The 25,180-nt window shown below is 60.0% G+C and carries 21 protein-coding genes; 12 read left to right on the plus strand and 9 right to left on the minus strand.

Annotated elements, in window-relative coordinates; genetic code table 11:
• Positions 1–52: 52 nt before the first annotated feature.
• On the minus strand, positions 53–1,369 hold the full coding sequence (locus AWM79_RS01980) for an MFS transporter (RefSeq protein ID WP_060782024.1): 1,317 nt from the start codon (positions 1,367–1,369) through the stop codon (positions 53–55).
• Between the two features lie 114 nt (positions 1,370–1,483).
• Positions 1,484–2,329, minus strand: a complete 846-nt coding sequence (locus AWM79_RS01985; RefSeq protein ID WP_060782025.1) for a class II aldolase/adducin family protein — start codon at positions 2,327–2,329, stop codon at positions 1,484–1,486.
• A gap of 109 nt (positions 2,330–2,438) precedes the next feature.
• Here AWM79_RS01985 and AWM79_RS01990 point away from each other — a divergent pair, with 109 nt between their 5' ends.
• Positions 2,439–3,332, plus strand: coding sequence for a LysR substrate-binding domain-containing protein (locus AWM79_RS01990; protein ID WP_060782026.1), 894 nt, complete (start codon positions 2,439–2,441; stop codon positions 3,330–3,332).
• Between the two features lie 104 nt (positions 3,333–3,436).
• Here the strand turns inward: AWM79_RS01990 and AWM79_RS01995 are convergent, their stop codons facing one another.
• From AWM79_RS01995 to AWM79_RS02005, 3 genes are all read right to left on the minus strand, one after another.
• Positions 3,437–4,984, minus strand: a complete 1,548-nt coding sequence (locus tag AWM79_RS01995) for a phosphoenolpyruvate carboxykinase (RefSeq protein ID WP_060782027.1) — start codon at positions 4,982–4,984, stop codon at positions 3,437–3,439.
• A 179-nt stretch (positions 4,985–5,163) separates the two neighbouring features.
• Positions 5,164–6,066, minus strand: a complete 903-nt coding sequence (gene hslO, locus AWM79_RS02000) for an Hsp33 family molecular chaperone HslO (RefSeq protein WP_017130543.1) — start codon at positions 6,064–6,066, stop codon at positions 5,164–5,166.
• 151 nt (positions 6,067–6,217) lie between these two features.
• Entirely contained in the window at positions 6,218–6,622 is a 405-nt protein-coding gene (locus AWM79_RS02005; RefSeq protein ID WP_017130544.1) for an RNA-binding S4 domain-containing protein, read from the minus strand.
• Positions 6,623–6,832: 210 nt separating this feature from the next.
• Here AWM79_RS02005 and rimB point away from each other — a divergent pair, with 210 nt between their 5' ends.
• Together rimB and rimK are read left to right on the plus strand one after the other, a co-directional pair.
• The gene (gene rimB / locus AWM79_RS02010) at positions 6,833–7,315 is read left to right on the plus strand and encodes a retropepsin-like aspartic endopeptidase RimB (RefSeq protein ID WP_060782028.1); all 483 of its coding nucleotides are present in this window, start codon (positions 6,833–6,835) and stop codon (positions 7,313–7,315) included.
• Positions 7,312–8,217: a 30S ribosomal protein S6--L-glutamate ligase gene (rimK, locus tag AWM79_RS02015; protein WP_017130546.1), complete on the plus strand. Its 906-nt coding sequence runs from the start codon at positions 7,312–7,314 to the stop codon at positions 8,215–8,217. Before rimB ends, rimK begins: the two co-directional genes overlap by 4 nt.
• A gap of 200 nt (positions 8,218–8,417) precedes the next feature.
• Here the strand turns inward: rimK and AWM79_RS02020 are convergent, their stop codons facing one another.
• Both AWM79_RS02020 and ompR read right to left on the minus strand, forming a co-directional pair.
• Entirely contained in the window at positions 8,418–9,731 is a 1,314-nt protein-coding gene (locus tag AWM79_RS02020) for an ATP-binding protein (RefSeq protein ID WP_017130547.1), read from the minus strand.
• 95 nt (positions 9,732–9,826) lie between these two features.
• Positions 9,827–10,567 (minus strand): osmolarity response regulator transcription factor OmpR, encoded by a 741-nt coding sequence (gene ompR, locus AWM79_RS02025; RefSeq protein ID WP_017130548.1) that lies wholly within the window; start codon positions 10,565–10,567, stop codon positions 9,827–9,829.
• Between the two features lie 336 nt (positions 10,568–10,903).
• On the opposite strand from ompR, the gene AWM79_RS02030 reads away from it, so the two are divergent.
• From AWM79_RS02030 to gshA, 3 genes are all read left to right on the plus strand, one after another.
• Positions 10,904–13,228, plus strand: coding sequence for a Tex family protein (locus tag AWM79_RS02030; protein WP_060782029.1), 2,325 nt, complete (start codon positions 10,904–10,906; stop codon positions 13,226–13,228).
• Complete coding sequence (locus tag AWM79_RS02035) at positions 13,228–13,611, plus strand: PaaI family thioesterase (RefSeq protein WP_060782030.1); 384 nt, start codon at positions 13,228–13,230, stop codon at positions 13,609–13,611. Before AWM79_RS02030 ends, AWM79_RS02035 begins: the two co-directional genes overlap by 1 nt.
• A 200-nt stretch (positions 13,612–13,811) precedes the next feature.
• Positions 13,812–15,395 (plus strand): glutamate--cysteine ligase, encoded by a 1,584-nt coding sequence (gshA, locus tag AWM79_RS02040; RefSeq protein WP_017130551.1) that lies wholly within the window; start codon positions 13,812–13,814, stop codon positions 15,393–15,395.
• A 43-nt stretch (positions 15,396–15,438) separates the two neighbouring features.
• Here gshA and argA read toward each other — a convergent pair whose 3' ends face one another.
• Both argA and argE read right to left on the minus strand, forming a co-directional pair.
• The gene (argA, locus tag AWM79_RS02045) at positions 15,439–16,737 is read right to left on the minus strand and encodes an amino-acid N-acetyltransferase (RefSeq protein WP_017130552.1); all 1,299 of its coding nucleotides are present in this window, start codon (positions 16,735–16,737) and stop codon (positions 15,439–15,441) included.
• A gap of 138 nt (positions 16,738–16,875) precedes the next feature.
• On the minus strand, positions 16,876–18,036 hold the full coding sequence (argE, locus tag AWM79_RS02050; protein ID WP_017130553.1) for an acetylornithine deacetylase: 1,161 nt from the start codon (positions 18,034–18,036) through the stop codon (positions 16,876–16,878).
• A 159-nt stretch (positions 18,037–18,195) separates the two neighbouring features.
• On the opposite strand from argE, the gene AWM79_RS02055 reads away from it, so the two are divergent.
• From AWM79_RS02055 to AWM79_RS02080, 6 genes are all read left to right on the plus strand, one after another.
• Positions 18,196–19,563, plus strand: a complete 1,368-nt coding sequence (locus AWM79_RS02055; protein ID WP_060782031.1) for a CYTH domain-containing protein — start codon at positions 18,196–18,198, stop codon at positions 19,561–19,563.
• A gap of 385 nt (positions 19,564–19,948) precedes the next feature.
• On the plus strand, positions 19,949–21,730 hold the full coding sequence (gene tfpB, locus AWM79_RS02060) for a type IV pilus assembly ATPase TfpB (RefSeq protein ID WP_017130555.1): 1,782 nt from the start codon (positions 19,949–19,951) through the stop codon (positions 21,728–21,730).
• A 134-nt stretch (positions 21,731–21,864) separates the two neighbouring features.
• A complete protein-coding gene (locus AWM79_RS02065; protein ID WP_017130556.1) occupies positions 21,865–22,785 on the plus strand; it encodes an SPFH domain-containing protein in 921 nt (306 codons plus the stop codon).
• Between the two features lie 9 nt (positions 22,786–22,794).
• Positions 22,795–23,244, plus strand: coding sequence for an NfeD family protein (locus tag AWM79_RS02070; RefSeq protein WP_060782032.1), 450 nt, complete (start codon positions 22,795–22,797; stop codon positions 23,242–23,244).
• Between the two features lie 67 nt (positions 23,245–23,311).
• Positions 23,312–23,629 carry a DUF2388 domain-containing protein gene (locus AWM79_RS02075; RefSeq protein WP_060782033.1) on the plus strand — a complete coding sequence of 106 codons (318 nt, stop codon included), beginning with the start codon at positions 23,312–23,314 and terminating at the stop codon, positions 23,627–23,629.
• A gap of 388 nt (positions 23,630–24,017) precedes the next feature.
• Positions 24,018–25,157, plus strand: a complete 1,140-nt coding sequence (locus AWM79_RS02080; RefSeq protein ID WP_060782034.1) for a DegT/DnrJ/EryC1/StrS family aminotransferase — start codon at positions 24,018–24,020, stop codon at positions 25,155–25,157.
• Positions 25,158–25,180: the final 23 nt, after the last annotated feature.

Here is a 25,180-nt window from a genome sequence, read left to right on the forward strand (position 1 = left end):
GGCTGACAGCGCCGGAAAATAAGAAGCCCTCTGCAAAGAGGGCTTCTGGCGACTATTTGTAAGTGAGCAATTTTTTCGGCACCAGAAACACCAGCAAACAGCCGCCAACCAGCACGACCGAGAGCATAATGATTCCCGCGCTGGTGTTGTGTGTCGCCGCGTTGATTGTGCCCATGATAAAGGGACTGATAAAGCCCGAGGCACTCCCTATGGAGTTAGCCAATGCAATGCCTGTAGCAGCGGCGGCGCCGGTCAGGATAGCAGGCGGTAATGTCCAGAACTGCGAGATCGTGGTCATTACGCCCATTGTCGCCAGACACAACGCGGGAAGGCTGATCAGGATATCTGATTGGAACGAAGCACTGATCAGGAAACCCACCGCCGCGAGTACTCCAGGTACAGCGAGGTGCCAGCGGCGCTCTTTCAAACGATCCGAACTCCTGCCTACCAGTATCATGCTGACCACCGCGCACGCATAGGGGATCGCGGTCAGCAGTCCCAAATGCATTGAATCGGTGACGCCGGAGGCCTGAATAAGCGTGGGAAGCCAGAAACTGACGCCATACAGCCCCATGGTGAAGAACAGATAGATAAAGCTCAACAGCCATATCTTAGGGTCTTTGAGTCCGTCCATCATCCGATGAAGAGGTTTGCCGCTAGATTCCTTGTTGATATTGTGGCTGAGAACCTTCTTCTCCTCTTCGTCTAACCAACGTGCGTCTTCAATTCTATCCGTCAGATAAAAGTAGGCAAAGACGCCGACGATAATGGTCGGCAGCCCTTCCAGTATGAACAGCCACTGCCAGCCAGCGAGGTTCTGTACTCCGCTCAGGGAATGCATGATCCAACCGGAAAGCGGCGCACCTATTACACCGGACATTGGAATCGCCGCCATGAACAGCGCAGTGACTTTGGCGCCCCTGGATGAAGGGAACCATTGGGAGATGTAAAGCAGAATAGCTGGGAAGAATCCGGCTTCAGCCACTCCCAGTAAAAAACGCATGACGTAGAACTGTGTGGGTGTGCTGACGAACATCATGGCTGCGGAGATCACACCCCAAGTCACCATGATCCTGGCGAGCCAGCGTCGGGCTCCTACCTTATACATGATGATATTGCTTGGAATTTCAAAGGCAAAGTAGCCAATAAAAAACATGCCGGCGCCGAGGCCATAAACGGCATCGCTCCAAGCCAGGTGTTGAGCCATTTGTAGCTTGGCAAAACTTACATTGATACGGTTGAGGTAGGAGCATACATAGCAGAGAAACAAGAACGGAATGAGTCGCAGCATCACCTTTCTATAGACCAGGTCTTGCGCATTAATCAGTGTTCCTGTCAGTGGCTGAGCACGGTCGGCAATGGTAGTCATGAGGACGCCTCCAAGCATTGTTAAATTTATAAGGCTCGCGTCTCACCCCTTGCCCAGTATTGAAGCCTCGCAAGAGGTGTCGTGTTTTATCGAAAACTCACATCAAGCATTCTTTCAATCCAGCATGTCTGGCTGGGTTTGCAGCAGTTGCCCCCAGATAGGTTGGAAGTGCAGCCAGCCGATGTAATCGCTGCCGACGTTTTCGCGACTGAAGCGGGCGCGCTCGTCAGTCACTAGTTTTGGCTTGATACCTGTCGCCGCAACCATCAGTTGCTGCTGGCAGCAACGCTCAAGCGCGATAAACCAAAATGCGGCGCTTTCGATGCTGTGACTGCTCGCCGTGAGTAGGCCGTGGTTTTGATGCAAGATGGCTTTGTGTTTGCCGAACAGCGAGGCGATGGATTTGCCCGAATCGGTCTTGACCGCGACGGCACCAGCCTCGGCGGTAATCACCAACTGATCCTCAAAAAAAGCCGCGGCATCCTGAGTGATAGGCTCCAAAGGCAAGCCGGTGCTGGCCCAGGCACCGCCATGAACGGTATGGGCATGACACATCGCAACGATGTGCGGGTGAGCCTCGTGGACATTGGCATGCAGCACGAAACCGGCGCGGTTGATGGCGTAGTCGCCTTCGACAATTTTGCCACTGTGGTCGGCCAGAATCAGGTTTGACACCTTGACCTGCGAGAAGTGGACGCACATCGGATTAGTCCAGTACAACTCCGGAAACTCGGGGTCTCGAACCGTCAGGTGACCCGCAAAACCATAGTCAAAGCCTTGCAGGGCAAAAGCGCGGCAGGCGGCTACCAGACGCTCTTTCAAATGCCTGCGTTGCTCGGCATGGGTTTCGAATTCAGGCACTTGCGGATAGATCAAGCCCTCTTGCTCGGGCTGATAAATAGAGATTCTGTTGTTGGATTTAGTGAGTGTGTTATCCGCAGGTTTAACGCTGATATTCATAGGGGCAACCTTCGTAGTTCGATTGAGGTTGTACCTTCACAAACCTTGCAAACGGCGACAAACGATGCTATTTCACTGTGCTGTGAAATAATTTCACAGGATAACAATAATGAGTAACCGACCCAGTCTGGTAGCACTGAGAGCGTTTGAAGCTGCTGCGCGACACGGTAATTTCAGCGTTGCAGCCGCTGAGCTGCACCAGACTCCATCTGCTGTCAGTCACCAAATCAAAAGCTTGGAAAACTTTTTCGGTTTTGCTCTTTTCATCCGTCACAGTCGGCATTTGGAACTCAACAATCAGGGCCAGCGATTATTCAATGTCATCAAGCCGGCTTTTGATGCGGTCGATCAGATCTGCACTGAACTTCGACCTTTTGCCGAAACGGAGAAGCTGTCCGTCCATTGCTCTCCCAGTTTTGCCAGCAAATGGCTCGGACCACGGCTGACCGATTTTTTCGGCAAATACCCCCAATTCACACTTCAGCTCTCATCCAGTGCCGCACCCATAGATTTGCACAAGCACCCTGAATTGGACATGGTGATTGCCTATGGAACGGCGCTAAAAAGCTCCGATACCTGCGTGCAAAGTTTGGGATTAGAAGAGTGTTGCCCGCTAGGGGCGCCACTGCTACTGGGCGGCAGAATGGAAATCAGTTTCAGCGAGCTGGACTCCATTCCACTGATAGAATCGCAACTCAACCCGCTTTCCTGGCAAGACTTCTTTCGTCGGCATGGACGGTCTTCGCCCGAAATCATGCATCGCCCTTCATTTGACCGGGGTGCGCTGGCCTTGGCCGCCGCTGTCGATGGCCTGGGCCTCGCGCTTGAAAGTGTGCGTTTCTCTGAGCAAGAACTGGCGGATGGCAGGCTAGTCAGATATCTCGTTGAAGATTGCACTTCTGTGATGCATGAAATGCACTTTCTCTGCTATCGACATACGCAGAGAAATTCAGCAAAGATCGTAGCCTTTCGTGATTGGCTAACGGATGCCTGCAGTCGATAAGTTTGAGTGATCTCATCGGTACTTAACTGTTGTCGCGGTCGTGCGCCCCGACTAAAAAGCCGCCCGAAGGCGGCTTTCTCTTCAACCAGTCAAGCAAGCGATGCTTACAGCTTCGGACCCGCCATCTTGATTGCGTCGCTTACGTCGAACTTCTTGAAGTTCTCGATAAACAGACCGGCCAGCGCTTTCGCCGCTTCGTCATAGGCGGCTTTGTCCGCCCAGGTGTTGCGAGGGTTCAACAAGCCGGTCTCGACGCCCGGTACAGCCAACGGCACGTCCAGGTTGATGGTGTCCAGATGCTCGGTTTCAACGCCGATCAGCGCGCCGCTCTGGATAGCGGCAATCACGCTACGGGTGGTCGGAATATTGAAACGCTTGCCCACACCGTAGCCACCACCGGTCCAGCCAGTGTTGACCAGATAGACCTTGGAGCCGAAACCACGGATGCGCTTGATCAGCAGTTCCGCGTATTCGCCAGCCGGACGTGGGAAGAACGGTGCGCCGAAGCAGGTGGAGAAGGTCGATTTGATGCCGGCGCCCGACCCCATTTCAGTCGAGCCCACCAGTGCGGTGTAGCCGGACAGGAAGTGGTAAGCGGCCTGTTCTTCGCTGAGGATCGACACCGGTGGCAGTACGCCAGTCAGATCGCAGGTCAGGAAGATCACGGCGTTTGGCTCGCCACCGAGGTTTTTCGGCGCACGTTTTTCGATCAGTTCACGCGGGTAGGCCGCACGGCTGTTCTGGGTCAGGCTGTCGTCGGCGTAGTCGGCCTTCTTGTTGGCATCGAGCACGACGTTTTCCAGCACGGCGCCATGCTGGATGGCTTTCCAGATCACCGGCTCGTTCTTCTCCGACAGGTCGATGCACTTGGCATAGCAACCACCTTCGATGTTGAACACCACGCCCACGCCCCAGCCGTGTTCGTCGTCGCCGATCAGGTAGCGGCTTTCATCAGCCGACAGGGTGGTCTTGCCGGTGCCCGACAGACCGAAGAACAAGGTCACGTCGCCCTCTTCGCCCATGTTGGCCGCGCAGTGCATCGGCAGCACGTCAGCAGCCGGCAGCAGGAAGTTCTGCACCGAGAACAGGGCTTTTTTCATCTCACCGGCGTAACGCATGCCGGCGATCAGGACTTTCTTGGCCGCGAAGTTGATGATCACGGTGCCGTCGGAGTGAGTGCTATCACGCTCTGGCACGCACTCGAAACCTGGAACGTTGAGGATCTGCCACTCATCCTTGCCACCGGCGTTGTACTGGCCCGCTTCAGGGTTGATGAACAGGCAACGACCGAACAGGTTGTGCCAGGCGGTACCGGTGGTCATCTTGACCGGCAGGTAGTGCGCAGGGTCGGAACCTACATGCACGTGGGAAACAAAACGCTCGCGCTCGCCGATAAAGGCTGTGACACGGTTCCACAGGGCGTCGAACTTGTCGGCTGGGAACTTGCGGTTGATCGGGCCCCAGGCAATGGCGTCCTGGGTGGAAGGCTCTTCTACGATGAAACGGTCTACCGGCGAACGACCGGTGCGGTGACCGGTCCGCACGACCAGCGCGCCGGTATCGGCGAGTTCGCCTTCACCGCGAGCCAGGGCTTCCTTGACCAGATCATCGACACTCAGATCGGTGTACACGGCATTGTTTGCTTGCGTCATGAGATTCCCCGTCGGCCAGTGGCCGAGTGCTCCAAACGTTTTGTAGTAGAAAGTCATGCACTACTACCGCGAAAAAAGTGGGCGGGATTATGCCAGAAAAGCCCAAAAAGAGTAGGGTCCTCCTGTCAGAACGCCTATTTTCCGGCGTTTGACAGGGAACTTACCTGTGCTGAAGCGTTTTAGTGACGAGTATCTGACGGAGTGTCGACCCCAGCGCCGGCAAACAACTGGGCAATATCGGCTGCATCGAACAGATAACGCTGGTTGCAAAACTGGCAATCGATCTCCACCACACCGCCGCGCTCGATCACCAGCTCCTGGGCATCTTCCAGCCCCAGGCTGACCAGTGCGGTGCCCGAGCGCTCGCGCGAGCAACTGCAGCGGAAGCTCAGCGGCTGAATGTCGAACAGGCGCACCGCTTCTTCGTGGTAGAGGCGATGCAGCACGGTTTCATTGTCGAGGCCGAGCAGTTCTTCGGCGGTCAGGGTGGTGGCCAGGGCGGTGATGTGCTGCCAACTGGCGGCGCGCTCTTCTTCGTCCTTGAGGCGGTCGGCCGGCAATTGCTGCAACAGCAGGCCACGGGCACGCTGGCCGTCGGCGTTGAGCCAGAAGCGGGTGCCGACCTGTTGGGACATGACGAAGTAGTTGGTGAAGCACTCCGACAAGGTGGCACCGTCGAGGTCGACGATACCCTGGTAGCGCTGGCCCTGGATCGGGTCGACGGTCAGGGCCAGGACGCCATTGGGCATCAGGTCGGCCAGGCTGGCGCCAGGGGCGACCTGGTCCGCTTCGTAGCGTGCCAGACCACGGATTTCGCGCTCGCTGGAACACTCGACCATCAGCAGCGGTACCGCGCCTTCGGAACGGGCCTGGAGAATCAGCAGGCCATCGAACTTCAAGGTGCCGACCAGCAGGGCGGCAGCGGCCATCAGTTCGCCGAGCAACTGGGCAACCGGTTCGGGATAGGGGTGTTTGGCCAGGACTTCGGCGTAGCTGCGCTCCAGAGACACCAGTTCGCCACGGGTGTCGCTGTCATCGAAGATGAAGCGCTGGGTGTAATCGGTGTCCGGTAGATCTGACATAAGGTTCAATTCTAGAAGTAGGAATAAGAGTGTTCGGCTCAGGAAATATGAGCATTTTATGAACAAACAGGGTTCGAACCAAGCAACATGGGGGCAAATGTCGGCTAGTCAAGGACATGCCGTCCCTTAGCCTACAGCGCAAGAGCGGTGATCAGTCGGCGCCGCTGCCGCGGAACTTGAACAGATCCCGTCGCTGCTTCTTGGTCGGCTTGCCATCGGTGGTCAGCCCCAGGGCGCCGGCCTTGCGCTGGGCCGCGGCGGCTTCGCGCCGGACGATGCTGGCTTCGGTTTCGGCGTAGAGCGCTTGCGCCTCTGGCGCGCCACGCCGCACCACCGACAGCGCCCGCACCACCACGGTACGCTCCTCGAAGCCGACGCGAATCAGCAACTCATCGCCCACATGCGGCTCCTTGGACGGCTTGCAGCGCTCGCCACGACAATGCACCTTGCCGCTTTCGATCGCCTCCTTGGCCAAGGCACGGGTCTTGTAGAAGCGCGCTGCCCATAACCACTTGTCGAGCCGAACCTTGTCGTCCGCTTCCGGTTTCTGCGCCACGGGGATTCCTCAAACTGAAATATTACTGAACTGTACTACCCCTGCCATCGAAGCTGAATGTCCCCGGCTAAAATGCTGGATATCAGGGCTGATTTCACGACCTGAAACAAGTCACACAAATATCTGTCGCCATTTACCCATTATTCTGCGTGAATACCGCGATTATGGCTGCCTCCACGGCCAGAGCGGACCTCTCACTGGTTGAGCATTTTGAAGACATTTGACCATTTAGCTGTTGTCGGTCTACGCGAGTGGGTGGCGCTCCCGGACCTGGGAGTCTCGGGCCTACGGGCGAAGATCGACACGGGTGCCAGTACTTCCAGCCTGCATGCCACCGAGATCGAACCATTCGAGCGCGACGGGGCGAAATGGGTGCGTTTCACCGCCCACTTGGGCAGCGTGGTGCAATTGCGCCACCGGCGCTGCGAGGCACCGTTGCTGGCGATGAAGACCATTAAAAGCTCCAACGGTCACGCCCAGGTGCGCTATGTGATCGCCACCACCCTGGCCCTGGGCGACCGGGTGTGGCAAGTGCAGTTTACCCTCGCCTGCCGCAAGGCCATGCGTTATCGCCTGTTGCTCGGTTCCAAAGCCCTGATCGACGGCCAGTTGGTGGTCAATCCGGGCCAAAAATACGTTCAAGACAAGCCGGCTTTCCCGGTCACTACTACCTCTGTCACAGGTGTTGCATGAAGATCGCCGTGCTGTCGCGTAACCCGCGTCTGTATTCCACTCGTCGCCTGGTCGAGGCCGGAAGCCAACGTGGCCATGAAATGGTAGTGATCGATACCCTGCGCGCCTATATGAACATCGCCAGTCACAAGCCGCAGATCCACTATCGCGGCAAGCCACTGGAAGGCTTCGATGCGGTGATCCCGCGGATCGGCGCCTCGGTGACTTTCTATGGTTGCGCGGTGCTGCGCCAATTCGAAATGATGGGGGTGTTTCCACTCAACGAATCGGTGGCGATTGCCCGTTCACGGGACAAGTTGCGCTCGCTGCAGTTGTTGTCGCGCCGCGGAATCGGCTTGCCGGTCACCGGTTTCGCTCACTCGCCCGACGATATCCCCGATCTGATCGAGATGGTCAATGGTGCCCCGCTGGTGATCAAGGTGCTGGAAGGCACCCAGGGTATCGGCGTAGTGCTGTGCGAAACGGCGACGGCGGCAGAGTCGGTGATCGAAGCCTTCATGGGTTTGAAGCAGAACATCATGGTTCAGGAATACATCAAGGAAGCCGGCGGTGCGGATATTCGCTGCTTCGTGGTCGGCGACAAGGTGATTGCGGCGATGAAGCGCCAGGCCAAGCCCGGTGAGTTCCGCTCTAACCTGCACCGTGGCGGCAGCGCCAGCCTGATCAAGATCACACCGCAAGAGCGCATGACCGCGATACGGGCGGCCAAGGTAATGGGCCTGAGCGTGGCCGGCGTGGATATCCTGCGCTCCAATCACGGGCCGCTGGTGCTGGAGGTGAACTCGTCACCAGGCCTGGAAGGCATCGAAGTCACCACCGGCAAGGACGTGGCGGGAATGATCATTCAACACCTCGAGAAAAATGGCGGACCGAACATGACCCGAACCAAGGGCAAGGGCTGATCATCTTTTCAGTCACGCGATGCGCGGTTATCCCGCCAGGCTAGTGGCCTGTGTGGTGAGTTCCATGAGTCAATTTCGGCGCCACAAGCCCCTGGCCGGCGTTGCTGTTCCTCGCCATAGTCCGCTATGACTCGTCACAGCGCCTTGGCCATGAACTTCTGGCATCCGTACTTGAGCTGACGAACTCACCCTACAGGCCGCTAGACCGCATCGCGCGGCAGCATCAATCCCAACGGCAGGCGAACCCGCGCCTCCAGGCCTCCACCGGAACGGTTGCGCAGCTCGACATTGCCGCCATGCATCGACGCGATCCGCTTGACGATCGCCAGACCCAGGCCAGTGCCCTTACCGCCACGGGCCTTGTCGCCTCGGGTGAACGGATTGAAGATCCCTTCCAACTCGGCCGGGTCGATACCCGCGCCGCGGTCCATGACACTCAACACCACGTAGGGCGCACTGATGTCTCCTGACACATAAGCTGCCACTTCCACGCCTTCTCGAGCATGGTTGAGGGCGTTGCCGATCAGGTTGTTCAACAGTCGCTTCATCGATACCCGCCGCAGGGGGAAGGGCTGGATCGGCTGCAGGCGCATGCGCACCCGTTCCTCATTCTGATTATAGGGCGTCACCACCTCGCGCACGAGATCGCTGAGATCCACTGCTTCCACCGACTCGTCGCGCCCGTCGCGGATGAACGCGAGGAACTGATCGAGGATGGCATCCATGTCCTCGATATCGCGCACCATGTCTTCGCTGAGGTCGCTGTGGCCGCCCATCAACTCCAGGGACAAACGCAAGCGTGTCAACGGCGTGCGCAGGTCGTGGGAAACCCCGGCCAGCATCAGTTCCCGTTCACGCCCCGCCTGCTCGACGTCCTCGGCCATTTGATTGAAGGCACTGTATACCTCGGTCATTTCGCTCGGTGTGTCACTGATGGGCAAGCGCACGCTGCGCCCCTGGCCCAGTTGCCGAGCAGCAAAGACCAGGCGTTTGAGTGGTTGGTTGAGCTGGCTGACGAAGATCCAGGCCGACGCCGTGGACAGCAGGCCGATAGCCAGGAACCAGCCCAGCACACTCCAGATCTTCTGCCCGCGCAGCGGATGCGGGTACAGCGGCACCTTCAACCAGCCAGCGCCCAGGCTCGGCGCCCGCACCCACAAGGCGGGCGGCGCATGCATGCGCAAGCGCACCTCGGTATCGACACCCAGTTCGGCCTGCATCTGGCGCTGGTAGATTTCACTGTACGGCCAGTGCTGCTCGCCTTCCGGCACGCCACCACTGACCACGCGGATCAGGCCGGCCGCGTCGGCGATCTTGTCACGGTCGCCCTCATCCGCAGCCCAGTAGGCTCGCAGAGTCAGGGCCACGCCGTGGCTGTACTGGCGATCCACCAGAACGTCCTCGTTCATCAGCAGGTAGACCAGGGTCAGCGCCTTGGAGAACAACACCACGATGAGCACCAGCCAAAGGGTGCGCGAGAAGAAGCTTTGGGGAAACCAGAGAGGGGTTTTCATAGACAGCCGCTACATACTTTGCAGGAGCGAGCAGCCAGGCTCGCACAATTGCGGATCGCGACTTGCCCAAGCAACTCGCTCCTACAAATTACCGGTCACTTGGTTGCAGCGCCATCCGGCACGAACACGTAACCCACGCCCCAGACGGTCTGGATATAGCGCGGCTTCGATGGATCCGGTTCGATCATACGGCGCAGACGGGAAATCTGCACGTCGATGGAGCGTTCCAGTGCATCCCATTCCCGTCCTCGGGCCAGGTTCATCAGCTTGTCGCGGGTCAGCGGCTCGCGGGCATGCATCACCAGGGCCTTGAGCACGGCGAATTCGCCGGTGGTGAGCATGTGCACCTCCTCGCCCCGTTTGAGTTCGCGGGTGGCAAGGGACAGTTCATAGTCGCCGAAGGTGACACTCTCGTCCTCGCTGCCCGGAGCGCCCGGAACCGGCGCCGCCTGACGCCGCAACACGGCCTTGACCCGCGCCATCAGTTCGTCGGGGTTGAACGGCTTGGCCAGGTAATCGTCGGCACCCAGTTCCAGGCCCTTGATCCGGCTCAGTTCGTCGCCCTTGGCGGTCAGCATGATGATCGGCACCTGGTTGTTCGCTGCGCGCAGGCGACGGCAAGCCGTCAAGCCGTCTTCGCCAGGTAACATCAGGTCGAGGACCACCAGATTGAACACTTCACGCGCCAGCAGACGGTCCATTTGCTCGGTGTTGGCCACCGCGCGGGCACGATAGCCCTTGCTGGTGAAAAAACGCTCCAGCAGGCTACTCAGCCCCGGATCGTCATCCACGATGAGAATTTTTTCGCCTTCAGCAGTTTGTGCAGTGCTGCTCATGGGTTGCTCCTTTGATCTCGGCGCGCATTATGGGGCCAGCGACCGCTATGCGTATCTGGTGCATTGTTAGCAGATTTTTCCTCGACTACCAGCAAACGTTGTTTTATGTCTATACACGCACAATCCCCCTCAAGCTCGGAACGCTGGTTATAATGCCCCGCCTTCTGCGTCAGGCAACGTCTGATCATTGCTGTTGGATGCCATCTTTTTTTCACAGGCTCACAACAATGTGCTGATTTTACGGGTCACAAGGTGCGCCTTTTGATCCCAAACCAGGCTCGCCCGACAAGCCCTGAGGCCCGGCGTGCCTGATTTCATACTTTGTCAGGTGGTTTTATGGACAGCATCAACAGCCGCATCGCCGAAGAACTCGGTGTACGCCCACAACAGGTCGAAGCGGCCGTCGCTCTACTGGATGAAGGTTCTACCGTCCCCTTCATCGCCCGCTACCGAAAAGAAGTGACCGGCAGCTTGGATGACACCCAGTTGCGGCACCTGGAAGAACGCCTGCGCTACCTGCGAGAACTCGATGAACGGCGCATCAGCATCCTTGCCAGCATCGAGGAACAAGGCAAGCTGACCCCTACGCTCGCCCGCGACATCAAGCTCGCCGACACCAAAACCCGCCTCGAAGACTTGTACCTACCCTATAAACAGAAGCGTCGCACCAAGGGCCAGATCGCCCTGGAAGCCGGCCTCGGCGAGCTGGCGGACAGCCTGTTCAACGATCCGTCGCTGACCCCGGAAAACGAAGCCACGCGCTTCGTCAATGCGGAAAAAGGCGTCGCCGACACCAAGGCAGCCCTCGAAGGCGCCAAGTACATCCTGATGGAGCGCTTCGCCGAAGACGCCAACCTGCTGGACAAGCTGCGCAACTATCTCAAGCAGGAGGCCACCCTCAGTGCCCGTGTGATCGCCGGCAAGGAAGAAGAAGGCGCCAAGTTTCGCGACTACTTCGAACACGACGAACCGTTGAAAAGCATGCCGTCGCACCGCGCTCTGGCGATCTTTCGTGGCCGCAACGAAGGCATACTCAGCTCGTCGCTGAAAGTCGGCGACGAGCTGCCCGGCACCCTGCACCCGTGCGAAGGCATGATCGGCCAACAGTTCGGCATTCAGAACCAGAACCGTGCCGCCGATAAATGGCTTGGCGAAGTGGTGCGCTGGACCTGGAAGGTCAAGCTCTACACCCATCTGGAAACCGACCTGCTGGGCGAGTTGCGCGACAGCGCGGAAACCGAGGCGATCAACGTCTTCGCCCACAACCTGCATGATTTGCTGCTGGCCGCCCCGGCCGGCCCGCGCGCGACCCTCGGCCTCGACCCAGGCCTGCGTACCGGCTGCAAAGTCGCCGTGGTGGATACCACCGGCAAGTTGCTGGACCACGCCACGGTCTACCCGCACGTACCGCACAACAAGTGGGACCAGACCCTGGCCGTCCTCGCCGCGCTGTGCGCCAAACACTCGGTGGACCTGATCGCCATCGGCAACGGCACCGCCAGCCGCGAAACCGACAAACTGGCCGCCGAACTGATCAAGAAATACCCAGCCATGAAGATGACCAAGGTCATGGTTTCCGAGGCGGGCGCTTCGGTGTACTCGGCGTCCGAACTGGCCGCCAAGGAATTCCCCGACCTCGATGTCTCGATCCGTGGTGCGGTCTCCATCGCCCGCCGCCTGCAAGACCCACTGGCCGAACTGGTGAAGATCGATCCGAAATCCATCGGTGTCGGTCAGTATCAACACGATGTGTCGCAACTGAAGCTGGCGCGTGGCCTGGATGCAGTGGTGGAAGACTGTGTAAACGCCGTCGGCGTCGACGTGAATACTGCCTCCGTGGCGTTGCTGGCGCGAATCTCCGGTCTGAACGCGACCCTGGCGCAGAACATCGTCAACCATCGCGACGAGAACGGTGCCTTCAAGACCCGTATCGCGCTGAAGAAAGTGGCGCGCCTGGGCGAGAAAACCTTCGAGCAGGCCGCAGGCTTTCTGCGCGTGATGAACGGCGACAATCCGCTGGACTCGTCCGCGGTGCACCCCGAAGCCTATCCGCTGGTCCAGCGCATCGCCGCCGAGACCGACCGTGATATCCGCTCGTTGATCGGCGACGCCAGCTTCCTCAAGCGCCTGGACCCCAAGAAGTTCACCGACGAGACTTTCGGCCTGCCCACCGTCACCGATATTCTCCAGGAACTGGAGAAGCCGGGTCGCGATCCACGCCCCGAATTCAAGACCGCCGAGTTCCAGGACGGTGTCGAGGATCTCAAGGACCTCGAACTGGGGATGATCCTCGAAGGCGTGGTGACCAACGTGACCAATTTCGGGGCCTTCGTCGATATCGGCGTCCACCAGGACGGTCTGGTGCACATTTCGGCGTTGTCCGAGAAGTTCATCAAGGACCCGCGCGAGGCAGTGAAGGCCGGTGACGTGGTCAAGGTGAAAGTCATGGAGGTCGATATCCCGCGCAAACGCGTCGGCCTGTCGATGCGCATGAGCGACACCCCAGGCGAGAAGATCGACGGCGCCCGTGGCTCGCGTCCGGGCTCGGCCCCGCGCCAGTCGCAAAGCCACGCGCCGCGCAAGGAAACCGCAGCCCCGGCACCGAGCAACAATGCCATGGCCTCGCTATTCGCCAATGCCAAACAGTTGAAGAAGCGCTGATGGAAATCCCCGAGGGCCTCACCCAAAGTGCCTTTAGCGAACTGATCGGTTGCCGCCTGCAACGCCTCGACACTGGCGTTGCGCAAGTGGCCCTGTCGCTGACACCACAACTGCGCAATCGCGGCAATGTCCTGCATGGCGGCGCACTGTTCAGCCTGGTGGACATCACCATGGGTCTGGCCTGTTCGGCGACCCATGGCTTCGACCAGCGTAGCGTGACCATCGAATGCAAGATCAACTACATGCGGGCAGTGGCAGACGGCGATGTGCTGTGCATCGCTACGGTCATCCATCCCGGTCGCCGCACCTTGGTGGTCGAGGCAGAGGTACGCCAAGGCGACAAACTCGTCGCCAAGGCACAAGGTACGTTCGCTGTTCTCTAGCTGTCCCGTCTCTATTTGGGTTAATTTCGACACTGCGAATGCGGTGCCGGAATTTTCCGTCGACATTGTGCTCGACTGAGGGACCAAGTATCGGCGTTTTCTGACAGTTATCTGCCAACAACGCCTGTTCTCAACTTCACCCTTGTAGACCGTCTGGCCCACCCCCATATTGAGGCGACTGACGCGTGAAGGAATCCAACTTGAGCGAACTTCTCAACCGCCGCCTGGCTCTGCTCGGCGAACGCGCCCACCTCTCCCTGCTCGAACAGTGCCTGCACGGCATCGAGCGCGAATGCCTGCGCGTCACCGGCGTTGCCCGCCTGGCGCAGACACCGCATCCGGAAGAGCTGGGTGCTGCACTGACCAACGAGCAAATCACCACGGACTACTCCGAGTCGCTGCTGGAGTTCATCACTCCGGCCCTGTCCGACCCGGCCGACAGCCTGGACAGCCTGGACAAGATCCATCGTTTTGCCTACAGCAAACTCGGCAACGAGTACCTGTGGAGCCCGTCGATGCCCTGCCCGCTGCCGGCCGAGGAAGATATTCCGATCGCCTACTACGGCACCTCGAATATCGGCAAGCTCAAGTATGTGTACCGTCAGGGCCTGGCGCTGCGCTACGGCAAGACCATGCAGTGCATTGCCGGGATCCATTACAACTTTTCGCTGCCGGAAAAACTTTGGCCGGTGCTCAAGCAAGCTGAAGGTTTCGTCGGCACGGACCGCGACTATCAGTCACAGGCCTATATCGCGCTGATCCGCAACTTTCGCCGCTACAGCTGGCTGCTGATGTACCTGTTCGGTGCTTCGCCAGCCCTGGACGCGGGTTTCTTGCGGGGCCGCGCACATTCGTTGGAACAGTTCGACGCCGACACGCTGTACCTGCCCTACGCCACCAGCCTGCGCATGAGCGACCTGGGTTACCAGAGCAACGCCCAAGCCGGCCTGACGCCCTGCTACAACGATCTGAACAGCTACATCGACAGCTTGCGCAAGGCGGTGGCGACACCCTATGTGCCGTATGTCGAGATCGGCACACACAAGGACGGTGAGTGGGTCCAGCTCAACACCAATATCCTGCAGATCGAAAACGAGTACTACTCCAACATCCGCCCCAAACGCGTGACCTACACCGGCGAGCGGCCAATCCAGGCGCTAATGGCCCGTGGCGTGCAGTATGTCGAGGCACGCTGCCTGGACATCAATCCGTTCCTGCCCACCGGCATCGACGTGGCCGAAGCGCGCTTCCTCGATGCATTCCTGCTGTATTGCGCACTGAACGACAGCCCACTGCTCGAAAACGACGAATGTCATAATGCTGCCTCGAACTTCCTCACCGTAGTGAAGGAAGGTCGACGTCCAGGCTTGCAATTGCTGCGCCATGGCCAGGCGGTGGACATGAAGGAATGGGCCACCGAATTGCTTGAACAGATTGCCCCGCTGTCGGCGTTACTGGACCAGAGCCGTGGTGGCGAAGGTTACAGCAAGGCCTTGGACGAGCAACTGGCCAAGGTCAGGGACTCGTCTCTGACGCCGTCGGCCCAGGTGCTGGCGAGCATGACCCAGCACAAGGAAAGCTTTGCCCAGTTCTCCATGCGCCAGAGCCTGACCCATGCCGAGTATTTCCGCAGCCAGCCGCTGTCCAAGGAAGAACAGGCCGCCTTCGAAGACAGCGCGCGCCAGTCGCTGGTCCGGCAACTGGCGCTCGAGCAGAACGAAGTGGGCGATTTCGACGTGTTCGTGGGGGCATACCAGGCGAGCATTCTGTCGATCAGTCATTGATCTGTGGCGAGCGGGCCTGCCCGCTCGCCACAAGTGTGCGCCGTTAGAGGGCTTTTTCGAAGATCTTCGAATTACGCTGATAGTTGTACAGCGACGCCCGCGCGCTCGGCAGCCGCTCGACGCTGCTCGGTACAAACCCGCGCTCACGGAACCAGTGGGCAGTACGGGTCGTCAGGACAAACAAGGTCTTCAGCCCCTGAACCCGTGCCCGGGTCTCGATACGTGCCAACAATTCGTCCCCGCGTCCGCCATGCCGGTACTCCGGGTTCACTGCCAGGCACGCCAGCTCACCGGCATCCGAATCGGCAATCTGGTACAGCGCGGCACAGGCGATGATCATCCCTTCACGCTCGACCACGCTGAACTGCTCGATCTCGCGCTCCAGCACTTCGCGCGAACGCCGCACCAGAATACCCTGCTCTTCCAGCGGGCTGATCAGGTCGAGCAGGCCTCCGACGTCTTCGATCGCCGCCTCGCGCACCCGTTCGAATTGCTCCTGGGCCACCAATGTACCGCCACCGTCGCGGGTGAACAGTTCGGTCAGCAGCGCGCCGTCTTCGGCATAACTGACGATATGGCTGCGGGCCACGCCTCCACGGCAGGCCTCGGCTGCCGCATCGAGCAACTCGGCCTGGTAATCGCTGCCCAAACGCTGCAAGTGCGCCGGCACCTGTTGTGGGCGCAACTCGCGGACCAACCGGCCATGTTCATCGATCAGGCCGTGATCGGCGCCGAACAGCAGGAGTTTTTCCGCCCCAAGGTCGATGGCGGCACGGGTCGCGACGTCTTCGCAGGCAAGATTGAAGATTTCCCCGGTCGGCGAATAGCCCAGCGGCGACAGCAACACGATGGAGCGCTCGTCCAGCAGACGGTTGATGCCTCGGCGGTCGATTCGGCGCACTTCGCCGGTGTGGTGATAGTCGACACCTTCCAGTACGCCAATCGGCCGGGCCGTCACCAGGTTGCCACCGGCGACCCGCAATCGCGAGCCCTGCATCGGCGAGGCCGCCATGTCCATGGACAGCCGCGCTTCAATGGCGATCCGCAGATAGCCGACCGCGTCGATCACACATTCCAGGGTGGCAGCATCGGTAATGCGCATGCCGTGATGGTAATGCGGGGTCAGGCCACGGGCGGCCAGGCGGCTTTCGATCTGCGGACGCGAACCGTGGACCAATACCAGACGCACACCCAGGCTGTGCAGCAGCACCAGGTCATGGACGATATTGCCGAAGTTGGGATGCTCGACACCGTCGCCGGGCAGCATGACGACAAAGGTGCAATCGCGGTGGGCATTGATATAGGGAGATGCATGGCGGAGCCAGTTAACGTATTCGGGCATGACCTGAACCTGTATAAAAAACAGCCAATGAAAAGTGGGCGCAACATGAAAACGCACGACGGGCTGTTGGTTATCGTCGGAACAGGCTTGGCGACACGCGAACTCTCCTTATCAGTAACCGATGGTTTGGCCTGGCATTTAACGCAAGGTCGAGGCCGGGCTCAAGCAATAATGTTCAATCAGTTCACGCAGTAACGCTACGGTAGGCTGCAAACGTGACATTTCAAGGTATTCCCCCGGCTGATGCGCACAAGCGATATCACCGGGACCGAGCACCAGGGTCTCGCAGCCAAGGCGCTGAAGATAAGGCGCTTCGGTGCCGAACGCCACTGCTTGGGCACGATGGCCCGTGAGTTTTTCGGCGATACGCACCAGTTCGACATCCGCCACCTGCTCGAAGGGCGGCACCGCGGGAAACAGCGGTGCATAGTCGATCCTGACCTGGTGCAGTTGCGCCAGGGGTTCGAGCTTGGCGCGGATCGCCGCGCGCAGCACTCCCGGGTCCATACCGGGCAGCGGTCGCAGATCGAACTCCAGGGAGCATTGCCCACAGATGCGATTGGGGTTATCGCCGCCATGGATGCACCCGAAGTTCAGGGTCGGCTGGGGCACGCTGAACTGCGGATTGTTGTACTCGCGCTGCCACTGCCCGCGCAGGCCCTTGAGTGCCCCAATCGCGTCATGCATGGCTTCGAGGGCGCTGTGCCCGAGGCTCGGATCCGAGGAATGGCCACTGCGTCCGAGGATATCGATGCGCTCCATCATCACCCCTTTGTGCAGGCGAATCGGCTTGAGCCCCGTCGGCTCGCCGATCACCGCCGCGCGCCCCAGCGGTCGCCCGGCCTCGGCCAACGCCCGGGCTCCGGACATCGAGCTTTCTTCGTCGCAAGTGGCCAGAATCAGCAGCGGCTGCTTGAACGGCTGGTCGAGCAACGGTTGGAGCGCTTCAATGACCAGGGCAAAAAAGCCCTTCATATCGCAACTGCCCAGGCCGATCCAGTGCCCGTCGACTTCGCTCAGCTTCAGTGGGTCGGTCTGCCAGAGCGCCTCGTCGAACGGCACGGTGTCACTGTGCCCGGCCAGCACCAGGCCACCGGGACCGCTACCGAAGCTGGCCAGCAGGTTGAATTTGCCAGGACTGACCGGCTGGATATCGCAGTTGAAGCCCAGGTCGCCCAGCCATCCCGCCAGCAGGTCGATCACCGGTCGATTGCTCTGGTCCAGATTGGGCTGGGTACAACTGACTGACGGAGTCGCGATCAGGGCAGCGAATTGATCTTTCATCGACGGCAAAGGCATTACGCTGACTCCCGGACTCCAAGACGAGCCCCATCATAGAGCCATCCAACGCCTGGAATAAACCGCCGCGACGCGGACCGTCCGCTTGTCCTGTACACTGCACGGCCTAGGCAGCCACCCTTTTCCCCGGCTGCGCTCCCGATCCTGGATTCTCCGGCCATGCAGAAAGAAACCGAAATCAAACTCCGCGTCAGCCGCGAAACCCTCAGCGCCCTGCGCGAGCACCCGCTGCTGAAGAAACGCAACAAAAGCGGCTGGGAACGTCATGAGCTGACCAATCAATATTTCGACACTCCCGAGCGCGACCTGGCCAAGGCCAAGGTCGCGCTGCGCCTGCGCCGTGACGGTGAGGCGGTGATCCAGACCCTCAAGACTCGTGGTCAAAGCGTCGCCGGCCTGTCGGAGCGCCACGAGTACGACTGGCATCTGCCCAAGGCCAAGCTCGATGTGCAGAAGCTCGACGGCGAGTGCTGGCCAACGGCACTCGCCGAATTGGACAAGAAAACCCTGAAACCGATCTTCACCACTGATTTCATTCGCGAACGCGCTGAAATCGCCTGGGGTCGCGGCAAGTCCAAGGTAGTGATCGAAGCGGCGTTGGACCTCGGCCTCGTGGTCGCCGGCCAGCAGAAGGAAGAAATCTGCGAGCTGGAGCTGGAGTTGCGCGAAGGCGAACCCAGCGCCTTGCTGGAACTGGCCGCCGAGTTGGCCGAGAAGCTGGCGCTGATGCCTTGCGATATCAGCAAGGCCGAGCGCGGCTATCGCCTGTTTGACGCCAACAGCTATTCCCTGAGCCTGCCAGCCCCACAACTGACCGCCGAGATGGCGCTGGACGACGCCTTCGCCGCACTGGGTTGGCATTTGCTCGGCAGCAGCCAGCGGCTGGCCGAACAGTACCGTTTCAACGGCCACTGGCGCCTGTTGCAGGATTGGGTCGCTCAACTGATCGAGTTGCGCGCCCTGATCGGCAGCCTCGGCCAGGCCGCGCCACGGCAAGCGACCAGCGAGCTGCGCAGCGCCCTGGATGCCCTGCTGGAAGACTGGCGCCCGTTGCTCAACGCCGGCGCGGAAGACGAAGACGTGCGCAAGGCCGCACCGGAACAATTCCTCGAAGAACTGCAAGATGTGCGCTGGGGCCTGTTCTCCCTGAATACCTCGCGCTGGTTACTGGCCCGCAGTTGGGCGGTTGGACGCACCACCCGTGGCGACCGCCAGGGCGCGGCGCAGTTGCAGAACTGGCTGGCGCGCCTGCTGGCCGAGGAAGCCACTTCGTTGCAACTGGCACGCTACCAGCAGCAACCGGAAGACCTCGCCGAGCAACTGCCGCGTATCGAGCGAATCCAGGTCTGGCTGCACCTGGCCCGTGGCGTGCTGGAGCTGCCGGACCTGGACCGCCTGTTCGGCGAACTGAACAAGCTGGCGCAACTGGCGCAATGGGATATCAGCGAAGAAGTGCTGGAGGCGCGGGTCCAACAGGCACTGACGGTCTTCCAGAGCCGGGCCTGGAAGACCTTGTTGCGCCTGTAACTTTGCGAGTGATGCTCAGCGAAACAGTGCGCAACCTGATCGCAATCGCAGCCGACCGCAAGCGCCCACGACAGACGCCGCAGATGGCGGGTCGCGGGCGGCCTGTATGGCTAGCTCTGCGAGTCGATTTCGGCACCGCCAGCCCCGCCGTTTCTCGCCATAGTGGGCTAAAGCTCGTCACAGCGCCCAGACCATGGACTTCTGGCAGTCAAACTTGAGCTAACGAACTAACCGGCTACTAGCTGCACACGGAAAGAAATTGCAATCTTTGCCTGGTTATCGGACCAAACGTCAGGCTGCCTCGCGACTATTCTTTGCAATCCAGGGTCAGACAGGGGTTACGTCTGAATCAATGGTTGCAAGACCGCCTGAATAGGAAGCCCGCATGCCCGTCGCCCCACTTTCCCAGGACCGCTGGCTGGATCTCAACGAGTTGCTGCGCGAATTGCTCGCCCAGGGCTTTATCAGCCAGGACTCAGCCGAGCGTGCCCTGACCACCCGGCGCAATTCGCGCAACAGCCAACTGCACCCGTTGGAGTTCATTGCCCGCCAGCGCCTTCCCGACCTGAGCCGACCCGGCAAGCCGCTGGACCTCGAGAGCCTGACCTTGTGGCTGGCGCAACAGGTCGACCAGCCCTACCTGCGCATCGATCCACTGAAGATCAATGTCGCCGCAATCATGCCGCTGATGTCCTATGCCTTTGCCCAACGCCACAAGATCCTCGCCGTCTCGGTGGATCGCGACGGCGTGACCATCGCCAGCGCCCAGCCCCATGTCAAGAGCTGGGAAGCGGACCTGAGCCATGTGCTCAAGCTGCCGATCAAACGGGTGGTAGCCAACCCGGTGGATATCCAGCGCTACACGGTGGAGTTCTTCCGTCTGGCGAAATCGGTCAGCGGTGCCAACACGGTCGACCAGAAAGGCCATAACCTGGGCAATTTCGAGCAACTGCTGAACCTCGGCGCCAGCGACCAGGAGCCGGACGCCAACGACGCGCATATCGTCAATATCGTCGACTGGCTGTTCCAGTACGCTTTCCAGCAACGGGCCAGCGATATCCATATCGAACCGCGACGCGAACAGGGCACAGTGCGCTTTCGCATCGACGGTGTGCTGCACAACGTCTATCAGTTCCCGCCCCAGGTGACCATGGCGATTGTCAGCCGCCTCAAGAGTCTGGGCCGGATGAATGTCGCGGAAAAACGCAAACCCCAGGACGGGCGGGTGAAGACCAAGACCCCGGACGGCGGCGAAGTGGAATTGCGTCTGTCGACCCTGCCGACTGCGTTCGGCGAAAAGATGGTCATGCGCATCTTCGATCCGGAAGTGCTGCTCAAGGATTTCGACCAGCTCGGGTTTGCCGCCGAAGACTTGCGCCGCTGGCAGGACATGACGCGCCAACCCAACGGTATCGTCCTGGTGACCGGGCCCACCGGTTCGGGCAAGACCACCACGCTGTACACCACACTGAAAAAGCTGGCGACCCCGGAGGTCAATCTGTGCACCATCGAAGACCCGATCGAGATGGTCGAACCTTCCTTCAACCAGATGCAGGTCCAGCACAATATCGACCTGACTTTCGCCAGCGGCGTGCGCGCCCTGATGCGCCAGGATCCGGACATCATCATGATCGGCGAGATCCGCGACCTGGAAACCGCCGAGATGGCGATCCAAGCGGCGCTGACCGGGCACCTGGTGCTCTCGACCCTGCACACCAACGACGCGCCGAGCGCCATCAGTCGTCTGTTGGAGCTGGGCGTGCCGCATTACCTGATCAAGGCCACGGTACTCGGGGTAATGGCCCAACGCCTGGTGCGTACCCTTTGCTCGCACTGTAAGGCCCCACAGAGCCTGTCCGAAGAAGACTGGCAGACCTTGACCAAGCCTTGGCAAGCACCGATGCCCACCGGCGCGCAGCGGGCGATTGGCTGCCCGGAATGTCGCGATACCGGCTATCGCGGGCGGGCCGGGGTCTACGAGATCATGCTGCTCAGCGACAGCGTGAAAGCGCTGATCCACGCCGATACCGACCTGCTGGCGGTGCGCCGCCAGGCGTTCATGGAAGGCATGCGCAGCTTGCGCCTGTCCGGTGCGCAGAAGGTCGCGGCGGGGCTGACTACCATCGAGGAAGTATTGCGAGTGACGCCGCAGAGCGAACAGAAATAACCGGGTGCGTCCGTTTCCAGGCGGACGCCACCAGGACATGCCTGATCACAAAGTAAACACTTCTTATCTCGCAGCAGCCCGTTACACTTATAGGAAGCACATCTTCTCGACAAACACTTGTACAGGGAACCGTCATGCAAATCGGTAGCGTACTTCTACTTTTCGTCGGCTTGGCCATCGCCGTCGTCTTCATGGGCTTCAAGGTCGTGCCTCAGGGCTATCAGTGGACGGTGGAGCGCTTCGGGCGCTACACCACTACCCTCAAGCCCGGCCTGAACATCATCGTCCCGGTCATGGACCGCATCGGGCGCAAGATCAACGTGATGGAAAGCGTGCTCGATATCCCGCCTCAGGAAGTCATCACCGCCGACAACGCGACGGTACAGATCGACGCGGTGTGTTTCTTCCAGGTGGTCAATACGGCCCAGGCGGCCTACGAAGTGAACAATCTCGAACACGCCATCCGTAACCTGCTACAGACCAACATCCGCACCGTGCTCGGCTCCATGGAACTCGATGCCATGCTCGGCCAGCGCGACACCATCAACGAGAAACTGCTGCGCACCGTCGATGAAGCCACCGCGCCGTGGGGTATCAAGATCACCCGGATCGAAATCAAGGACATCAGCCCGCCCGCTGACCTGATGGCGGCGATGTCCGGCCAGATGAAGGCCGAGCGGGTCAAGCGTGCGCAGATTCTTGAGGCCGAAGGCCTGCGGGCTTCGGCGATCCTGACCGCCGAAGGCAAGAAGCAGGCGCAGATCCTCGAAGCCGAAGGTAATCGACAGGCCGCCTTCCTCGAATCCGAGGCGCGCGAACGGGAAGCCGAGGCCGAGGCCCGCGCCACTCAAGTGGTGTCCGAGGCAATTGCCAACGGCAATGTGCAAGCGGTGAACTATTTCGTCGCGCAGAAATACATCGATGCCCTCGGCAAGCTGGCTTCGGCCAACAACAGTAAAGTGATCCTGATGCCGCTCGAAGCCAGCCAGGTCATCGGCGCAGTGGGTGGCATCGGCGAAATCGTCAAGGCCACTTTCGACGGCAAAAAGGCCTGAGGCACTGCCATGTGGGATTTCCTGCAACACCTGTCCTTTTGGGACTGGCTGGCCCTTGGCACGATCTTGTTGATACTCGAAGTGTTCGGCGCCGGCGGTTACCTGCTGTGGGTGGGCATTGCCGCAGCGGCGGTCGGCGTGCTGACCTTCGTGATTCCTGGCCTGGTGTGGACGCTGCAATTCCTGCTGTTTGGCCTGCTTTCGGTGCTGACGGCGGTGTACTGGTGGAAACGCCAGCGTAGCGCCGCCAGCATCAGCGACCAGCCGGGTCTCAACGAACGTGGGCATGATCTGATCGGCAAGACCTTCGTGGTACATGCGGCGATCAGCAACAGACGCGGCAAGATCAAGGTTGGCGATAGCGTATGGATGGTGACCGGCCCGGACGCCGCAGTCGGTGCGCGGGTTCGGGTGATCGGGCAGAATGGCACGATCCTGCAGGTTGAACCCGTTGAATAGGGCCAATGGAACTCTACCTCGATAATCGCAATCCAACGTTCATATATCCCCAAGTGGAATCACCACCATGCGTCTCAAATATGCTGTTGCCACCCTCGCGTTGCTGTCCCTTCCCGTTGGTTCGGCCATGGCTGATGGTTTCTGGCGCAACGTCATTTCATCCGGTGCAACCACCGGCTCGACCTACCTGACCTTCAAGGACCACAAGCTGATCGTCGCCGCCCAGGATGATGCCGGCAGCTTTGTTGCCAGCGACGGCAATATTCGCGGCCCCTATCTGGAAGCGGCCATGCAGAAAGTGCGCGCCGATCATCCAGACCTGAAAGCCAGCGACATGGACCTGGCCAACGCGATCCTGGCGAAGAACGCACTGTCGGACCAATGATCGACAGCCCGTCGAACTGAACGATGAAACGCCGACAGCCTGTCGGCGTTTTTGTTTTCGCAGCGCCGTTATCATGCCGATACCACTTTCGACTCTGTCAGGGCTTTTAACCTCACAAAGCCAGCGTTCCAACGCCTTGATCATTGCCGGATAACCCTGGGCCCGTTGGCGAGGGGTAAATGGGTGATCGGGGACTGAAGGGATCTCTCTTGGTGCGCCCCCCTTGAGGCCATGCGCCAATCACCGAGCGTCTGTTCAGCGTCAAGACAGCAAAAAGAACCGAAATTTCACATCGAATCAGTATCATCGGCAGCATCGCGGCATAGCTGTCGATCCTTTATCGCTTGAGGATCATTTCCCGGCCTTCACCTCGGACGTCACGACCCCCATGAGCCAACTGCCTTTCCTGCCTTTCTCCAAACCCACCATCGACGAAGCGACCATCTCCTCGGTCGCCGACGTCCTGCGTTCCGGCTGGATCACCAGCGGTCCCAAGGTGGCGGCCTTTGAAGCCCAGTTGTCGGAATACTTCGGTGGGCGTCCCGTGCGCACCTTCAACTCCGGCACCTGCACCATGGAAATCGCTCTGCGCATTGCGGGCATTGGCCCAGGTGACGAAGTCATCACCACGCCGATTTCCTGGGTCGCCACCGCCAATGTGATCATCGCGGTCGGCGCTACGCCGGTGTTCGCGGATATCGACCCGGTGACCCGCAATATCGACCTGGATCAGGTCGAACTCGCGATCACCCCGCGCACCCGAGCGATCATTCCGGTGTACCTGTCCGGCCTGCCGGTGGACATGGACCGCCTCTACGCCATCGCCAAGAAACACAACCTGCGCATCGTCGAAGACGCCGCCCAGGCCCTGGGTTCACAGTGGCAGGGGCAGAAGATTGGCGCTTTCGGTGACTTCGTGTCGTTCAGCTTCCAGGCGAACAAAAACATCACCTGTTCCGAAGGCGGCTGCCTGGTGCTGAACAACGCCGAGGAGGCGCGCCTGGCGGAGAAGTATCGCCTGCAAGGCGTGACCCGCACCGGCCACGACGGGTTGGACGTGGATGTACTGGGCGGCAAATTCAACATGACCGACGTCGCCGCAGCCATCGGCCTGGGCCAGTTCGCCCATATCGACGCGATCACCGCCCATCGCCGGGAGATGGCCCGGTACTATTTCGAACTGTTTGGCAGCGATTTCGAAGAGCGGTCCGGCGTCCAGCTACCGGTGAGGAATTTCACCCACAGCAATTGGCACATGTTCCAGTTGGTCCTGCCGGAGCGGGCCGATGGCCAGCCGGCACGAGCGACCTTTATGGAAGACATGAAGCAGCGGGGCATCGGTATCGGCTACCACTACCCGGCGATCCACCTGCTCAGCCTGTACCGCGAGCGCGGCTTCAAGGAGGGCATGTTCCCGGTCGCCGAACGCGTCGGACGCCTGATCGTCTCGTTGCCGATGTTCAACACGATCACCCAGGCCGATGTCGAGCGCTCGGTGGCGGCAGTCAAGGCGATACTGCAACCGTAACCCCGGCAGAGCCCTCTCTCCCG

It is taken from the genome of Pseudomonas agarici, assembly GCF_001543125.1.
GTDB lineage: Bacteria > Pseudomonadota > Gammaproteobacteria > Pseudomonadales > Pseudomonadaceae > Aquipseudomonas > Aquipseudomonas agarici.

What these genes read in the sequence shown, in the direction of transcription:
- AWM79_RS01980 (WP_060782024.1), bottom strand. Translation starts at nt 1,369, where the DNA reads ATGACTACCATTGCCGACCGTGCTCAGCCACTGACAGGAACACTGATT.
- argA (WP_017130552.1), bottom strand. Translation starts at nt 16,737, where the DNA reads ATGCCCGAATACGTTAACTGGCTCCGCCATGCATCTCCCTATATCAAT.
- AWM79_RS02065 (WP_017130556.1), top strand. Translation starts at nt 21,865, where the DNA reads ATGCAAATCGGTAGCGTACTTCTACTTTTCGTCGGCTTGGCCATCGCC.
- AWM79_RS02055 (WP_060782031.1), top strand. Translation starts at nt 18,196, where the DNA reads ATGCAGAAAGAAACCGAAATCAAACTCCGCGTCAGCCGCGAAACCCTC.
- AWM79_RS02070 (WP_060782032.1), top strand. Translation starts at nt 22,795, where the DNA reads ATGTGGGATTTCCTGCAACACCTGTCCTTTTGGGACTGGCTGGCCCTT.
- AWM79_RS02020 (WP_017130547.1), bottom strand. Translation starts at nt 9,731, where the DNA reads ATGAAAACCCCTCTCTGGTTTCCCCAAAGCTTCTTCTCGCGCACCCTT.
- argE (WP_017130553.1), bottom strand. Translation starts at nt 18,036, where the DNA reads ATGCCTTTGCCGTCGATGAAAGATCAATTCGCTGCCCTGATCGCGACT.
- AWM79_RS02075 (WP_060782033.1), top strand. Translation starts at nt 23,312, where the DNA reads ATGCGTCTCAAATATGCTGTTGCCACCCTCGCGTTGCTGTCCCTTCCC.
- tfpB (WP_017130555.1), top strand. Translation starts at nt 19,949, where the DNA reads ATGCCCGTCGCCCCACTTTCCCAGGACCGCTGGCTGGATCTCAACGAG.
- AWM79_RS02080 (WP_060782034.1), top strand. Translation starts at nt 24,018, where the DNA reads ATGAGCCAACTGCCTTTCCTGCCTTTCTCCAAACCCACCATCGACGAA.
- AWM79_RS02035 (WP_060782030.1), top strand. Translation starts at nt 13,228, where the DNA reads ATGGAAATCCCCGAGGGCCTCACCCAAAGTGCCTTTAGCGAACTGATC.
- AWM79_RS01995 (WP_060782027.1), bottom strand. Translation starts at nt 4,984, where the DNA reads ATGACGCAAGCAAACAATGCCGTGTACACCGATCTGAGTGTCGATGAT.
- AWM79_RS02030 (WP_060782029.1), top strand. Translation starts at nt 10,904, where the DNA reads ATGGACAGCATCAACAGCCGCATCGCCGAAGAACTCGGTGTACGCCCA.
- rimK (WP_017130546.1), top strand. Translation starts at nt 7,312, where the DNA reads ATGAAGATCGCCGTGCTGTCGCGTAACCCGCGTCTGTATTCCACTCGT.
- AWM79_RS01990 (WP_060782026.1), top strand. Translation starts at nt 2,439, where the DNA reads ATGAGTAACCGACCCAGTCTGGTAGCACTGAGAGCGTTTGAAGCTGCT.
- hslO (WP_017130543.1), bottom strand. Translation starts at nt 6,066, where the DNA reads ATGTCAGATCTACCGGACACCGATTACACCCAGCGCTTCATCTTCGAT.
- AWM79_RS01985 (WP_060782025.1), bottom strand. Translation starts at nt 2,329, where the DNA reads ATGAATATCAGCGTTAAACCTGCGGATAACACACTCACTAAATCCAAC.
- ompR (WP_017130548.1), bottom strand. Translation starts at nt 10,567, where the DNA reads ATGAGCAGCACTGCACAAACTGCTGAAGGCGAAAAAATTCTCATCGTG.